Annotated in this window: 8 protein-coding genes; 1 reads left to right on the top strand and 7 read right to left on the bottom strand. The window is 41.2% G+C overall.

Going from position 1 to position 16,185, the window contains the following annotated elements; genetic code table 11:
* Positions 1-31: 31 nt before the first annotated feature.
* Genes murI through LEP1GSC192_RS18255 form a run of 3 tightly spaced genes read right to left on the bottom strand, consistent with a single transcriptional unit; the run spans position 32 to position 3,260 of the window.
* Positions 32-826: a glutamate racemase gene (gene murI / locus LEP1GSC192_RS18265; protein ID WP_020771423.1), complete on the bottom strand. Its 795-nt coding sequence runs from the start codon at positions 824-826 to the stop codon at positions 32-34.
* A gap of 3 nt (positions 827-829) precedes the next feature.
* A complete protein-coding gene (locus LEP1GSC192_RS18260; RefSeq protein ID WP_020771273.1) occupies positions 830-2,134 on the bottom strand; it encodes a pyridoxal phosphate-dependent aminotransferase in 1,305 nt (434 codons plus the stop codon).
* A 25-nt stretch (positions 2,135-2,159) separates the two neighbouring features.
* Positions 2,160-3,260, bottom strand: a complete 1,101-nt coding sequence (locus LEP1GSC192_RS18255; protein ID WP_020771183.1) for a S1C family serine protease — start codon at positions 3,258-3,260, stop codon at positions 2,160-2,162.
* Here LEP1GSC192_RS18255 and LEP1GSC192_RS18250 point away from each other — a divergent pair.
* Positions 3,259-4,335, top strand: a complete 1,077-nt coding sequence (locus LEP1GSC192_RS18250) for an aminopeptidase (RefSeq protein WP_020771105.1) — start codon at positions 3,259-3,261, stop codon at positions 4,333-4,335. The genes LEP1GSC192_RS18255 and LEP1GSC192_RS18250 overlap by 2 nt on opposite strands.
* A 217-nt stretch (positions 4,336-4,552) precedes the next feature.
* Here the strand turns inward: LEP1GSC192_RS18250 and LEP1GSC192_RS18245 are convergent, their stop codons facing one another.
* The 4 genes from LEP1GSC192_RS18245 to LEP1GSC192_RS18230 are packed head-to-tail and all read right to left on the bottom strand — an operon-like array spanning position 4,553 to position 16,162.
* Entirely contained in the window at positions 4,553-12,145 is a 7,593-nt protein-coding gene (locus LEP1GSC192_RS18245; protein WP_020771397.1) for a PD40 domain-containing protein, read from the bottom strand.
* Between the two features lie 5 nt (positions 12,146-12,150).
* Complete coding sequence (locus LEP1GSC192_RS18240) at positions 12,151-12,774, bottom strand: hypothetical protein (RefSeq protein ID WP_020771168.1); 624 nt, start codon at positions 12,772-12,774, stop codon at positions 12,151-12,153.
* A 5-nt stretch (positions 12,775-12,779) separates the two neighbouring features.
* A complete protein-coding gene (locus LEP1GSC192_RS18235) occupies positions 12,780-15,806 on the bottom strand; it encodes a hypothetical protein (protein WP_020771460.1) in 3,027 nt (1,008 codons plus the stop codon).
* Positions 15,807-15,820: 14 nt separating this feature from the next.
* Positions 15,821-16,162, bottom strand: a complete 342-nt coding sequence (locus LEP1GSC192_RS18230; protein WP_008594836.1) for an STAS domain-containing protein — start codon at positions 16,160-16,162, stop codon at positions 15,821-15,823.
* Positions 16,163-16,185: the final 23 nt, after the last annotated feature.

The following is a 16,185-nucleotide window of genomic DNA, read 5'->3' as shown; positions in this document are numbered from 1 at the left end:
GCGCCTAGACCGGGAACCAAAAAAATACCCTTTAGGAAAAAAATTTCCACTTATTCTGGGACACCTTTTGTAAGAATCGGATGGTAAGACCTTCTAATTCTTCTCTTTCAGTATGGGAAGAAAAGAAGAGGGAATACTTTGGATGACCTGGAGTTTCATCCAATCGAAGAGATCTGACTAAATGGCGGACGGTCCCCCGGTTCCCGTCATGGAGGATTGCCTCCGGATAAACTTCTTTGATTTCGTTTTTCAAGAATACGTAATGTGTACACCCTAACACAAGAGCCCTGATCCCTTGTTCTTTCGGGATTTGTAATATATTCTTAAGAAGAAGTTTGGCTTCCACCCATCTCTCACGATCCACCAAACTTGCAAGACCGTCACAATTCAGATGGACTACTCTTTCGGATGCGCCTAATTCGGATTTTAATTCCTGCAATTTTTCTTCCCTATGAGTAACCGAAGTGGCAAGTAACGCGATTTTTTCTCCCGGATGTGAGAGAAGTGCAGGTTTGATCGCAGGTTCCATTCCGAATACTGGTACGGATAATTCTTCCCTTAATTTAGAAGCGGATGCGGAGGTTGCCGTATTACATGCGAGAAGGATCGCGTCCACTTCCTGCTCTAAGAAGATATTACACACGTTACGAGTGAGTTCCAGGACTTCGGAAGTCTGCTTCTCTCCATAAGGAGCATGAGCCAGATCTCCAAAGTATAAAAAATTCGCAGAATACGGAAGTTCCAAGAGTTCCTTTAGAACGGAAAGTCCTCCCATTCCGGAATCCATTACTCCGATCTTAGGAACTCTTTGTTTATCGTTTTTCATATCCTAAACGGAAGTGATGTAATCCTCTATACTCTTTCTCAAAGTATTATAGATCCAGCGGAACTTTTCCTCATCTTCTTCCAAAAGTGTGACCCTAAAACCGTCTCTGTCCGTACAGAAAGAAGATAGTGGAACCACGCAGATCCCTGTAGAAGCCAGAAGATAATATACAAATCTACGATCCGGCGCACAATTACTGAGAAGAGGACGAATAAATTCCTCCGCTTTCGAATTGGAAATAGGAAGAGTCATCTTATCTCCGAGAACTCCCTTATCGAATGCAACAGTCAGATAAAAGGCACCTTTCGGTTCTACAACGGTAACACCTTTGAGTCCCTTAAAAGACTCGGTGGCGAGTTTTGCCCTCTTCTTGAACTTCTCATTTCTTTCTTTCAAATGAGGAAGGAAATTAGGGTGGGAATACACCTCCGGGATCGCCATCTGAGGAAGTGTGGTTGAACATACTTCCAGCATCTTAGCGTCCAGGAGAGATTTTGCATAACGTGCAAAAACGGGATCCTTATCCTTGTTGAATATCTCCAACCAACCGCATCTTCCCCCGGGCCAAGGGAATTCCTTGGACACGGAACGAAGAGCCATTCCAGGAACCTTATTTCCGATCACTTCCGAAAGATGAACCGTACCGGTTTCAGAGTAATTCACATGCGCATAGGTTTCGTCGCAGATAAGCATGACATCGTATTTTTCCGCGATCTTAACGATCTCACGCATTACGTTTTTACCATACACTGCGCCTGTAGGATTGTCCGGATTGATTAGCAGAATACCTGCAATTGAGTCGTTGTATTTGACCTTATTCTCGATATCCTCCAGATCGGGCATCCAACCCTGCTCCGGATTCAAATTATAGGTCATATGCTCGTAACCGGAATGAGCCGCTTCCGCAGAAGATAATGTGGAATACGCAGGGCTTGGTCCTATAACCCGTGCCTCTCTTCGTAAGAAGCCGAAAATTTTAGCGACCGCGTCGCCGAGTCCGTTAAAAAATAAAATATCGTCGGCGGTGATCTGGGCTCCACCTCTTTCGTTCACTTTGTCCGCTAAAAAATTTCTGGTTTTTTCGAATCCTTGGGTAGCCGTATAGGCCCAGGACTTGTCTTCGAGGATCAGATCCGAAACGATTTTTTTCATCCAGGGAGCGACCTTCTCTCCTTTCTGAATGGGGTCCCCGATATTTTCATACGTAATCGGAATTCCGAGAGCTTCTAACTTTTTAGCGACTCCTACGATCTGACGGATCTCGTAAATGAGAGCATCAGCACCGCTATGAACGATATTTCTTCTCATGTCTAACCTTATGATTTTAGAAAAATTATTTCTGTATCAATCGAACGGTGAGTTCTTCCAGGGATTTTTCCCTGTAGATCCTAAGTTTTAACCTGCCGCCTAATCCTACTATTCCGACCTGTTCCCTCAGATCATTAATATTTTTAACTTGGACTCCGTTTGCTTCCATAATGAAGTCGTATCGTTTTAAACCGGAACTTTCCGCAGAAGAACCTGGATCCATATCATAAACCAAGACCCCTTTCCAATCCGCAGGGATTGCAAGAGCCTTTCTATGATCCGGAAGCGGGACAGTCGCCATGACTCCTAGAGTAGCCGGTCGGATGATCCGTCCTTTGTTTTCCTCGATGAGTTGAATGATTTTTTTGGCATAATTCATCGGAATGGCAAAACCGATGCCGGTGTTCCTACCGGAATCGCTTCGGATCAAACGATTAATGCCGATCACTTCTCCGTAAATGTTCAGAAGTGGCCCACCGCTGGAACCGGGATTGATCATACTGTCTGTTTGGATATGGGTTTGTCCTGTTTCATCCAGATCTTCCCTATACTTTGCGGAAACTACACCCACCGAAAAAGATCTTTCTAAACCGAAAGGAGAACCGATCGCAATGGCCCAATCCCCCACTTCGATCTTGTCGGAATCACCGAAAGAAACGGGTTTCAGTCCGCTGCCTTCTTTAATTTTCAGAAGAGCGATGTCCGCTCTTTCATGGCTTCCCACAAATTTCGCCGGAAAAACACTACCGTCGGAAGCGATTACTTCTATACTTTCCGCGTCGGAGATAACGTGAAAATTTGTGACAACGTACCCTTTTTCATGAATCAGAAACCCGCTCCCGAAAGAGGAAAGTTTTTCGGTCCGATAATCGAAATATTGATAGGGACTCGTGATCGCTTCCGTTTTTTTGGTCCGGATAGAAACTACGGAACCCTTTGCTGAATTATAAACGTTACGAAAAGCATTCTGCAATTCGATCCCTGCTTTTTGGTCGGAATAACTGAGAGGCTTGCCGCCTCGGAAAAAGGAGGACAAACCTCCTTCTCCCGGGAGAATGAGGACGAATAGGAATAAAACCAAAAGTCCGACATTGACCCAAACGATTTTAGGAAGACGAAAATTCATGCAATCAGACTCAACCCACCTTCTACCTAACGGAAAGAATCGTCGACTCGGATTCTTTTCGGGGATACCCGTTTTGTTTTTTCTATTCTTTTCCGGCCAAGGATGTATTCCCTATCTCTATCATCTGGGAAAAGAACAGGCAAAGATCCTGTTGCAAAGAAAAGCGATCTCGGATGTTTTAGCCGATCCGGAAATACCTGAAACTACCAAAACAAAATTAAAAGAAGTGGAGAAGATCCGAGAATTCGGGATCCAAGAACTCGCACTCTCTCCCGAAGGCGGATTTAAAAGTTTTGTACAATTGGACCGACCAGCAATCGGTTGGCATGTAAGCGCCTGCCATCCATTACGATTCGAATCCTATACATGGTGGTTCCCGATCGCAGGGACGGTTCCATACAAAGGATATTTCCAATTAGAAAAAGCGAAAGAAGAAGAACAATTTCTGAAAGACCAAGGTTTCGATACTAGAATACGGATCACTGCAGGATATTCCACTTTAGGATGGTTCGAAGATCCATTATTCTCTTCTCAACTTTACGAAGATCCGGGAGATTTAGCCTCTATCGTCATCCATGAAATGGCCCACGCGACTGTATATTTCCCGGGAGACTCTATCTTCAACGAAAGTTATGCAAGTTTTGTGGAAGACGAAGGCTCGGACGCATATATCCTAAAGATCGGAGGTCCAAAACTACTTTCCGAAAGAAAAAAATCGGAAGAAGAAACAAAACTTTATAAAAATCTAATTTTCGAAACTGCCAATATACTCAAAGCCGCTTATTCGGAAGGCGGGACAGAAGATCAATTACGAGAGAAAAAAAAGAAGATCATCGGCGACTTCCGTAAAAAACTTCTCCAAACCAAATGGGCCAGGATCAATTCCAAAAAACTCGCGGAGAAAGATTGGAATAACGAAGATTTTATCGGAACACTTCGATACAATTCTGGAACTTCCTATTTCAGAAAAAGATTTTTAGAAGTCGGAAAGGATTTTTCTAAATTTCACGAGGAGATGAGAAAGTTACGAGAGAAAACGGCGGAGGAAAGGAAAGTATTGTTGGAGGAGAAGTAATTTTCCTTTTAGACAGTAATTGACGAATAATAGTAAACCAAATGTTGGAATTCCAACATGTAAGGAAACGTAAAATTCGATTGTAAAAAATTAAATTTTATGATATAGGATCCCAGGCTTCTCCCACAAGCCCTCCTCCTCCACCCGAAATTTTGGGTGGGGGCCGGCTTCGTATTCATGTTGGAATTCCTACAAACTAGGCCACAGTACCGTCCAACTACTCCTTCGAAATAAAGGAAGTCGTAAACAGACGATACCCGTTCCAGTATTTATCCACAGGATATACTTCTCTCATAGTATCCATCGTTTTCAAAAAACGATTCCGAAGGGAAGTTTTAGGGTCCTCTTTTCTGGAAGAGATCTCCTTTAAAAATCTAGAGTTATGAGTATCCGTCTGGAATCCCAGATTCACGATTCCCGGGCCTTTCCAGAATTTTCCCAAATAATATAAGGAATCTCTTAAGTTCAGAGAAGCATTCCCAAAACCTTCCAAGAAGGAAGAAGCCAATATCCAAACACCCTGAAAATAACCGCTCTCCACTTCGGAAACGGAGCGATTTCCGAACAAGATCCCTTTCTCTCCATCTTCCACCAAAGGAACGCGAACCACATGAAAAGGAGTGATCGCAGGATTTCCTTTAGGAGAAAGTTCCAAGTTCTCCAGTTGCACCAACTGAGAATACCAATCCGGAGAATTCGGATCGTCTTTGGTTACGATCCCGAAACCGTCCCAGAACTCTTGTTTCTCATTGTGGATCGGATTTTTAAGCAAAGTTTCCGGATCCGCAACATAATAGATCTCTTCTTCCGACTTTGGCAAAATAGGAGCTAAAAAATGATAAGAAGAAAGATATAGATACGTAGTCTTGTTTTTAGAAGGACGAATATTCTGACGGATCTCCGTTTCCAAAGCTTCTCTGAGTAATACCTCCGCTCCTCCCTTATCCGCTTCTTCATTATATTTATAAATGGAAGCCTTTATCTTTCGGTTATCCTTGAACGCAAGATCCCCTTTTGACTTTCCTTTTGTAAACTTGATATAGAAAGTTTTTAAGCCTAGATCCATCAAAGCGAGAAACTCTTGATTTTCGGGGATCTTTTCTTCCAAAATAAAGGATACCTTATTAAAATTCGGAAGATCGGAATAAGAAACGGAACGCCCAAATAAAACGGGACGAACGGCGGAAATTTTGTCTTTAATTAATCCCAGATCGAAAAACGTTTCCGAATCGTTTTGCCGAAAAGAAAGAGTCTGCAAATATGTTATAAAATCGTTAAGTTCCCTTCTTTCTGCCGGGCTAAATTTTTTCTTTCTTCTGTGCTTAACAAAACAATTCGCCAATTCCACAAACTCGGCCGACTTTTTAGAAGAGGCAGTTTCGTATTCGGAAAGATATTCCGAAAAATTCGATCCGCGTATTTGGTCCGGTCTTTTGCCTTCCAAATAAGAAATTTTAGAATTAATAAATTCTATCTCGGAAGAATGGAACTCATCCGAAATTCCTTGAGATTTAGAAACCCAATACTTTGCCTTATCGTAATCTCCCCTGGAGAGATACGCTTTTGCAAACTCCAGCATGATCCTTGTTTGTCTAGGGGAATTTTTCTTAAGTTTTTCCAGATCCGTAAAAGAATGTAAAAATTCTTCCATCTCCTTTCCAGTCTCTTCGGGAAGAGAATAACGAAGAAGATCCAAAACGGAAGATCGAGTCTCCGCATCCAAGGTTTGGAATAAAGCCGTAGAAGAACTATGGATCTCCGAATACAAAGAAAGTGGAGATATCCTATGTCCGAGTTTTTTACGATTTTCTAAATATGCCAAATGCCTTTGATAATTTCTCTCTTTGGGATCCCTTTCGATTCGATCGGAATATTCGTATAAATCTTCCTCTTCTTCCAAAAGTGCTCGTTCTTTTCGGATCCGAGCCTCCATCTTCTTCCAATTTTCCAGATCCGTACCGGAAGTGATAAATTGTTTTGCAAGTCCAAGCTGAGTAGAAGCTAGATCCGGATAATACGCTTCCAAAGCCAAATTAGAAAGTTTTAATCTAAATAGGAACGGATCATATCTATCCGCGGAAATATTTGCGTTTAAAGATGTGCCGGGGAATTTTCCTTCCTTTAAAGACAAGATCCCGTTTAGAATTTCTATCTTCGCCTCCGGCAAAGGGACCTCACCACACTCCTTAAATTCCGTTTCAAGTAACCTGGACAAACATAAATTTAAACCCAATTCCCTTTGAGAATTTAGATCCCTATTCTCATAACGTAAGGAGAAAATTTTATCCAAAGATAGATCTGGCTTTAATCTTTGATAAGCTCTCAAAAGATCCGATTCAATTTTTAGAGCCAAATGAGAATTCGGTTCCGCGTAAGACCGGGCTTTATGCAGATCGGAAAACACTTCCGATAAATCCGCTATCCTTTCATCTTTTCTCGACTTGGCAAAAAGTTTTTCCGCTTCTATGTTTCTATTTCCAGGCCTTTCCGAAAGTATTCCGAAGCGGATCGTAGAATTATTTGAAACTTTCCCTGTAAAAATTTCCTCAAGGGACTCTTTTACACAAGCTTCGCCGGGGCATAGATACATTACATTCACACCGGAACCCGAAAGTCCCGTATAGATCTTTAAGATCTGCTGCCAGCTCGGCCTTTCGGAATATGTAAGTATGACTGCGCCTAATCTATGCTCTCTGGAAAAAATTTCCCGGAGTTCCAACGTGTCTCTTTTTCTTTCCCCGAAGGCAGAATCTCCTTTGATCTCCGGAAATGGACTTACAAGAACATCAGTATCTTCTAATATAGAAGTCCAAGAGTCGGAATCTACCCTTCTATAATTCCATCCGGAAATCGGTAAAAATGAAGAGATCACTTTGGGAGTTTTTTCTTCCTTATTTAAAACGGAAGAAGAAAGTTTAAAACTGACCCGGAAAAGTTGAGAGTCTAACTTCTCGCCTACGGAAGTATTTCCAGGATCTATAAGCAGACTACGACCTGATTTTTCAAAATGGGATTTGATCCAGCTTTCCGCTTTGGTTTCGTTCTCAAAATCCATAAATTTTAAAGAGGAGGAATTTTTGATACGTACAAATACTGAACCTCTCGATTCTAATAAACGAATTTCAGTTTCGTCCTGGTTTAGACTTTCCTCTAAAACTGCACCGAAAGGATCTAAAAAAGACACCTTTTTCGGGAGCTTGGACCTTAGGTTCCCCAAGGTTTTAGTAACCTGAGATGCGGCTTGAGTTAATGCAAGCTCCTCTTTTTTGATATCCCCTCTGGTTTCCAAAGCGATCTGATATTTAAAATAGGTGTTTCTATAGTTTTTCCAATCAGATTCGAATTTTGTATATTCTTCCCGGGCTTCCCTAAATTCCCAATTACCTTTTTGGAAATTACGGAAATTTAATAATCTTTGTAGCCTAGTCCAATCGTTAAAAGCTGCATTCGAGTTTCCGGAGTCGAATTCCGCCCTGATCTTGGTCTCGTATAAATCCCTTAACAGAAAACTTTTATTGTCGGAGATCAAATGGAATTGTTTTTTAAGAAGTTCTTCTGCCTTGGTTAATTTTATTTTTGCCTTGTCAGGCCTTTTTGAAATCAGATCCAGTCTCGCTTGTAGGACCCAGGTTTGAATAAGCTCCGCACCGAAATAAAAATCGTTGGCCATTTCTTCCGCGGCCCTTAGGCATTCTTCCGCTTTTTCCAAATCACCTAATCTGTAAAATACGCTAGCTCTACTTAAAAAATGTAATACTCTTTCTTTTCTGGGGAACGGATCTTTCGAAAGCCCAATGATCTCTTTCGGTAAACCGGAAGGAGTTTCCAACAAAGAAGAAGAGACCCCTAATCGTTCGAAACCTTCTACCCATTCCCCATTTTTTAGATTTTCCTCCCCTAAATAATAGAGAACAGTCGCTTTCAATATATCAAAATCATAATATTGCCTATAAAATGCCTGGGAACAAACGGTATTTCCCTCTAACGGATCTTCCGACCAGGAAGAAATACAATTTTGCATGGACTCCCTTTTAAATCTGTCCAATTCTTCCAGTGCCTTATTTAATTCTTCCGAATAACCGTTTTTTTCCTTTTTGTCGGAAGCTTCTACTGAGGCGAACAAGGAGTATAAATATCTTTTAAAACTACCGGTGGATCTTCCGGATAGATTCGCCGACTCTTTTAGAAATTCGTTCTCTTCTAAAAAAGCCAATTTAGCTTTTTCGAATTCATTTCTTTTATAGTGAAAAAATCCTAGGTCTCCATAAGATTGGGACTGCACTAATTGCCCGGCCAATGTTTTGCCTAGTCCTTTCTTACTAATGTACCCCAATCGTTTGTTTGTTTCTTCCGCTGCCAAACGATAGTTTTGTTCTAATACAAGATTGTTTACTCGTATCCCGGAAGATAATAACGGCTGGAATACGGGAGGGATCGCTTCCGGAAATCTACCGGAACCCGAAATTCGAACGGAATCAGGAAGTACCGTTTCAAAAACGAGATCCCAAATGGAATCCCAAACAGATTCCCAAAATTTAGGACTCACCTTTTTGGGCAGCCATAGGGTTTTGCGGGAATAGGCTTCCTTCTCCGCTTCTTTCAAATTTTCTTCCGATTTGGAGATATAACCTAATTTTTGATAAGAAATTGCTAATGCGTTTCTGATATTGATCGGATCTACCAATCGGGACGGTTCGTTCAGTTCTAGTGCTTCCGTCAGATACGGAAGCGCCTGCGAATATTCTCCCAATTCCATATAGGACAAACCGGTTAGGGTCCTAAGTAAGGTGAGCTTTTCCCTGTAACTTTGTAGGTTTTTCGCGTAATCAGTTCCGGAATACAATTGCAAAAATTCGTTTTTAGAATATATATCCGAAGCGGTTTTTAACTTCCGGACCGCATCACCATACTTGGACATATACATAGAAGCGCGCGCGGAATTGAATAAGAAGACTGCCTTTTGCCTATAATCCTCGAATTGCGCTTTGGATATTATGTAATTCGAATATAATTCGACCAAAGAATATTGTTCATCCGCTTTAGGATAATTTTTCAGCAAAAAGTAATTATTCCCTAAATTTAGTCTCAGGTCGGAGAGAGCTTTTTTGTTTTGGAAATTTTCGCCGAGTAATTCCAAGATCTGACTATATAACTCTATATTCTCCTCGAAGTTTTTCTCCGGAAAATATTTGGAATATTCGTCCTTATATTTGTCCTCATCGGCGGGTTCCTTATCGTTAGGCCTTCTGGACTTCATAATGTCCACATATTGGTATAACCAACCTAAAAGCTGGTAAGCGTCATGATACGTAGGCTCCGCGAATATGATCCACCTGAGTTCGTATTCAGCCTGTTTATAATCCCTTAAGGCCGCTTCCTTTTTAACTCGATCCATTGTGCCGGAATTATAATAATAGGTCTCTCGGATCACGGATCGATTGATCAGATAGTAAGCGTATCCGTACAATGTAGCAAGATCCAAGAAGGCTCTCGCTCTCGGCAGGATTTTCTCCTTCTCAAAGTACTGATCGATATAAATTAGTCCTTCCTTTTTGCCCAATGGATCAAATTCCAGTGGATTCAAATTCCCTAAAATACCGGATGCATTTTTCTCGCTTACCGATCTCGCCAACTTAAAGGAAGTATCCACCATTAATTTTTGGTAATATATGGCGTAATCCTTATAAACCGTGTCTTGAAAGAGCGACTTACTCTTTGCCAGGAACATATTTTCGGTATTATAAAAATAATGAAGTGATGCCTGGAAAAAATCGGATCGATTCTCATAGTTTCGGGCAAGATTCTCGAAATAAATAAAGAACCTTTCCATTTCTTTGTCGGAGATCTCTACTCCGGAATCATGATCGTAATTTTCCAAAAATGTGCGTAAAGATTCCAAAGAATAACGAACACTCCCAAGACCTTTAAAATTAGAAGATCTTAATAGATGTATCCTTAAAAAAAGCGGATCTTTGGGAGTTATTTCTTTTAATAAGGGGTCCAGAAGGAAATTACTATCGGCAAAGCTGCCTTGTCCTGAAAGCCCGGCAGCTTTGGTATACATTAAAAATCTATATATTACCGGAGAACGCTCTTTGATCTTATTGGCGGATTCTATTTTTTCGGAGAGAGAAATTTTTTCGGAATCCGATTTACCCGCTAAGATCTGCTCTTCGAATAGTCCGTATAAATTCCTAAGTTCTATCGTTTTGGATTCGGATTCGTTCGCCGCTTGCAAAAGTGTAAAAGGAATGGTCCAGTCCTTATTCTTTGCTTCCTTAAGTTGCAAAGAGCCGATATTCCTTAAAATTTCATGAATATTATAATATTCCGGAAATCGGTTCGCTAATTCCTGTTTTGAACTCAAAGCCGCTTCTAATCTACCGGCTTTTTCCTCCAGATTTCCGATCTCCTCTAAGATCGCACCGGTCACCTGTGCATCCGCATGAGCGCGAATATTCGACAAATATTCTTTGATCTCCGAGATCCCTTTATTCTCTGATTCCAGATAGAACACGTAGGCAAATCCCCATTTGGGGTCCAAACGGGAAGTAACCATCTCCTTTTTGATCTCCGATGTTTTACCCGACTTTTTAAAAACTGAATATTTTTCGTTTAGGACCTTGGCCCTAAAAATAGGATAGAGTGGATCTTCCTTAAAATACAATTCCAAGGAATCTAAGGCCAATAGATAATCGTCCAAGGATTGTTTTTTTCCGTATTCTTTAGCGAGTTCGAATTGTGCGGAAATATTTGAGGCCTTAGGGATAGATCCGCTCAAAGGTAGGAAATAGATATTTAAGGTTCCATAATATGATGCGGTAAACAGGATACTTCCTCCGTTAAAGGAAGAATATCTAGTATCGAATAATGAAAAATTTCCGGAGGTCAGTTTTCTTTCCTTCATGTCGGAAAGATCCAATCGAATGATCAGACTATTATCTCTTTCATCCAATTTTCGGTTTCCATCCGAATCGGAACGAATGGATGTGTAGAATAAATACCTTCCGTCGGGAGATAAACTTGGAGAAAAATCCAAATAATTATCGTTGGTGAGTCGTTTGGTCTTCCTGGTCTCCAAATCAAAAGAGTAGATCTCTCCTTCTCTGGAATCCGCATAAGAAAGATATAAAATTGTCTTTCCGTCTTGCGACCAATATGGATTTACCGCTCCGGACCTGGTGAGTAAGACCGGCTTTTCTTTTCCTTCCGTATCCCATAAGATAAGATTGGGAGTTCCAGGAGTCAGCCTATCGGAAGAGAACAACAACACTCTACTGTCCTTCCCCCAAACAGGATCCGAATCCGAAAATTTATCCGATTTAGTAATATTCGAATATTCTGGATTTGTAATGAACTCAAAATCATCACTTAGGAACCTTTTTCCTTCCAACATCCTCTTTGCCCAGACTTCAGGTTCTATTTCTAAAATGACGATATCTCCCGCCGTGTCGTATTGTTCGGATACGAAAGCTAGTTTTTTTCCATCCGGGCTGATCGCCGGTTTGTATTCGGAAGAAGGATGTTCCGTAACCGGAACTACTATGGAACTTTTGAGATCTCTAAACCAAATATCGTAATTTCCTTTTTGACCGGTCGTATAAAAAAGATATCTTCCATCCTTGGTGGTTGAGTTATATAGATTGTTCCCTCTTTGGACCGTTAAGGGAAACGGTTTATCATTTTCGGGATTAAAATAGTTTTTGGAAATCGGACCGTAATCGAACTCGATCGGTCGCACCCGTTCCGAGGATTGAAAAACGGCACAATAAAAGAAAAAGAAAGGTAAAAGGAAAATACTCCGTTTCATTTCCCTTATTCCTTTTTTTTCCAATTGCCGGCGGAAACCTCGTAATATTCTCCCACATCCACAGAACGAACCCAAGTAGTCTGGACACTTTCCTTAATAGCGGTCTTTTCTTTTTCAGTAAGACTGCGATTCGGATCACCAAAAACCTTCTTTAATTTTTCCTTAATTACGATCTCTCTATTTTCATTCGTAAGTTTGACGATATCATCTATACGGGATTTTTGTTTTGGATCTTGAGAGATCTTACCTGCTCCGGCTTCTCTGATCTTAGGATTCCATCTTACTTTTCCATCGATTCCTTCCGCTAACACTCCGAGACTTCTGTATTCTCTCAGCTCTCTCGCCAAATAAGCCAGAATACGAAGCGCCATATAGAATTGGTTATCGGAAGTATTCCCGAATTCCTCTTTGATCAGATCCTTTTCCCAAATTTCCGAACCGGAAGAGGAAGTTTTAATGGAAGCGATAAGCCATCCGTCTTTTTCAAGATTTCGATCCTCTCCCAACATTTGTTTTTCCGCGGCCGTTTGGGTCTGGGTAAACGTGATCGGAGGAGCCTTGATAGGGCAATACACGAATAAAGGGAAGATTACAAAAAGTATAAAATAAGATTTTAGAATATTCTTCATAAGTTCTACTGATTGAAAGTTTCGATCTCGTTCTGGGCGCGTTTTAGGAAATTCGCTAAAGGCATTCTCTGCTGGGAAACCTGGTTATTTTCCAATCGGATGATCGTCCCTAGAATGGAACGTTTGAATAAGATCACAGCATAGACTAACCCCTTGGACAATTCCAATTCAATCTTATCCACCGCATAACTTCCGTAGATAAAATCGGTGAGTATATTGGAAGGTGCAAAAATATTGATCGCACTTTTCCCGAAATCGTTCCCAATCTGATAGATACTAAAAAATAAATTTAAGTTAGGAACTGGATCTCCCAAATTCCTTCCCCAAAGATTCAAGTCGGCTTTCACCTTCCCATCGTCTATTTTAGGTTGGGTCTTAGCAGGTAATAATTGTTTCAGATCTATATCCTTTACTCTCAAGGAGACGGAATATTCCATTTTTTCAGGGTCGCCGGAACCTACGTTAACGATCATATCCTTACCCCAAATTTCCCCGTCCAAAGTATATACCTTTAGATAATCCATCCGTAAATAATTTTCCGAGTATTCCATGTTAGCGGAAAGCCCGGGAGAATCCGCCTTAGGTCTGCTGTATTCGAAAGGTGTTCCTTTTAGGGAAGGATGATTTCCAATGATCTGTCGGATCGTAAAATTCGGTGCAGGAGTCCGGCCGTAATTCATCACGAATTTCCTTTTGCTCCCCTCGATCATATTTTTGGTCTCTTTTACGGAGAGGTCATGCGAGAAAGGAACATCCGCATTCCAACCGTCTATCCTATACAGTTTACAATCGTATCCAGGACAAACCCCGCTTTGCAAAAGTACATTAGAATTTTTAGATATTATATTTCCCTGAATAAGACTTCCAAACCAACTAAATTTGATCCCCGCTTCTCCTTGGAAGAATAGCCCCTTGATCAATCCGCCTTCCTTCGGAGATAAAAGTTTCAGCTCCCCTTTGAGGTTAGGGATAAATTCTCCCATAAAAGGAGGTGGTCCGTTTTTGGAGGCCTTTGTCAATTCTCCACCCAATCCTAAATGTAATTTTCGGGAGAATGCACTTAATTCGAGTTTATCAATTTTGATCTTAGAACTTGGGCCGCCCATCATCTTTAGGTCTAAGGATAGTTTTCCATCTCTCAGATTCATCCCAGGCAGATCGACACCTAGGCTTCCTTGGATATTCTGACTTTGACTTCCGAGTGAATAATAAAAGTCTCCGTCCAAGCCGATCGTTTTTCCTACTTGGTTTCGGACTGGAATTAACGTTTCACGTAACGACAATGGAAGAATCGGAACAAGATGTTCCAAATCCAGATCCAATTCCGCTTTTTTCAGATCTAATACGAACGGTTCTCCAAGTCCGATCCTTCCTCCGGTATTTAATTTTGCTGCGGAGTTTCCTTCAGGCGAGAAGGCTTGCAGGCCCAGACTGGATACTAATATTTCCTCCAGACCCCATGCTTTTTTAGGAAAAAGGAATATAGCTTTTAGACCGCCTTCCAGATAGATATTTCCGGAGTTACCTCGATCCATCGGGAATCTGAAACCTTTGGCTTTTAATTTTAAGGACGCATCCAGTTGCGAAAAATCCTTTCCTAAAGCGGAAAGTTCAGCGGAAAATTTACCGGAAAATCCTTTTAAATATTCTCCTAATCCGAAATTGTCCAATTTCAGATTTAGATTCGGTCCTTCTGCCTGAGAATAATTGAGATTTCCCTCTAATAGAATTTCATTATAGATCAATTTCAAATTTTTGAATGTAAAAGACCTTATCCAAGGAAGAGGGATCTTTGGCCCCGGACCCTTTTCGCTCTGAGGATCGATCCGAATATCCCAATCCAAATGGAATACCGGAACAGAATGTCTTTTTTTACCGATCTTAAAATCCAATCCATTAGCTCGGATCTCTCCCAGGACCCTTAGATTGTCCCAACCACCTTCCGCTAAAATCGGAGCCAAGCTTGCTTCTCCACTCATGGAGAACGAATCGAATCCGATACTATGCAAAAAATCCGATAAAGGCGCGAGCCTGATCCTGGATTTTTGAATGGCGAGATTTACGTTACCGGAATCCGCAGCAAAGTCGGAAACTTTTCCGCTTCCTTCCAACCAGGTATCTTCCCCTACTTTCCATTCTAATTTTCTAAGGAGTAGTTCCTTCTTCTCCGGAGAAACATCTAAATCGTATTGGATGGAAAAACCGAAAGGTGCACTGACCCGATTCGCAATTCGTATCGGTATTTTTTCGGAACCAAGGTCGAGTTTGGAATGGAACCCGGATTTGGAACCTTCTGCTCTTTCCCAGATCCACGTACATCGAAATGGGTGGTCTAATCCACCGGAAGAATCTTGGAATCGTAATTTTATCTGATTCTCCGGATTCAATTTTACCTGGAATTCGTCGATCAGATCCAAAACGTTCAAATCGAATGGGATCCGAGTGAAACGATTCGTATCCAAAAGAAATCCAAGCTCTAATCCTTCCAACCCTGCGGAGTACGACTTCGAACCGTTTTCCGAATTCACTCGAATATTGATATCTTTTAGCTCCAGTTCTAAGAATGCGCTGACCGGTAGATAGGTACGGATCTCCGAAAGAGGTTCCGTTTTTTCGGTACTAACTTCTTCTTTTTTGCCCGGTGGAAAAGCGGAGGAAATATTCCAGAGGTTTCCCCTTTGTAGGAGGTCCAACTCTAATCCATGGATGGAAATTTTGGAAAGTTTTAATCTCCCAAAAATGATAAGAGGAAGGTTGTAGGAGATCCCCAGTTCTTTAGCGATCAGTACAGGCTTCTGACCCCAGTCGGCTCTAGGATACAATTTTACATCAGTGAACCTAAATCCATAGAGTGGTGAAAAACTTTTGACATTTGCCTCGAACTTTCCTGCAAAAGCGGAAGAGGCAATCTTATCGAATAGGATTTGTCCTGTGATTGAGTTGAAAAGAAGGTGATAGAAGAGAAAAATCCCCGCAATGATCCCAAGGCGGAGTTTTTTCTTTTTCAAATACTGTAAGAACTCGGAAGCCAACCGAAATGTTTAGGCTAATACTCGAAGGATTCGATAGCCTCTTCCAGCGTTTTGTAGATCTCGAAAATGCTGGCTAACTTTGTAATCTCCATTAGATTTTCGATATCGTTATTCAAATTGGTAAATACCATGCGACCCTTCAAACCGTCTATATGCTTGTAGATGTTCAAAAACATCCCCAAACCGGCTGAGTTGATGAAAGGAACTTTTTTAAGGTCGATGATAAACTTTGGAACGTCACCTTTCGAGATATACTCCTCGATTTTTTGACCAAGTTCGAATTCATTACCCGCTTTGATCGGGCCTTCGATCTTGATGATGTGAACGTCGTTTTTAGTGGTGACTTTGATTTTCATAACCCTTTCTTGGATTTTTGTGC

It is taken from the genome of Leptospira sp. B5-022 (assembly GCF_000347035.1).
GTDB classification, from domain to species: domain Bacteria; phylum Spirochaetota; class Leptospiria; order Leptospirales; family Leptospiraceae; genus Leptospira_B; species Leptospira_B cinconiae.
Note: the sequence above shows the minus strand (reverse complement) of the source record. Positions and strands in the feature narration are given on the sequence as shown.

Coding starts and splice junctions, on each gene's coding strand:
- murI (WP_020771423.1), bottom strand. CDS start 826: ATGAAAAACGATAAACAAAGAGTTCCTAAGATCGGAGTAATGGATTCC.
- LEP1GSC192_RS18230 (WP_008594836.1), bottom strand. CDS start 16,162: ATGAAAATCAAAGTCACCACTAAAAACGACGTTCACATCATCAAGATC.
- LEP1GSC192_RS18245 (WP_020771397.1), bottom strand. CDS start 12,145: ATGAAACGGAGTATTTTCCTTTTACCTTTCTTTTTCTTTTATTGTGCC.
- LEP1GSC192_RS18260 (WP_020771273.1), bottom strand. CDS start 2,134: ATGAGAAGAAATATCGTTCATAGCGGTGCTGATGCTCTCATTTACGAG.
- LEP1GSC192_RS18250 (WP_020771105.1), top strand. CDS start 3,259: ATGCAATCAGACTCAACCCACCTTCTACCTAACGGAAAGAATCGTCGA.
- LEP1GSC192_RS18255 (WP_020771183.1), bottom strand. CDS start 3,260: ATGAATTTTCGTCTTCCTAAAATCGTTTGGGTCAATGTCGGACTTTTG.
- LEP1GSC192_RS18240 (WP_020771168.1), bottom strand. CDS start 12,774: ATGAAGAATATTCTAAAATCTTATTTTATACTTTTTGTAATCTTCCCT.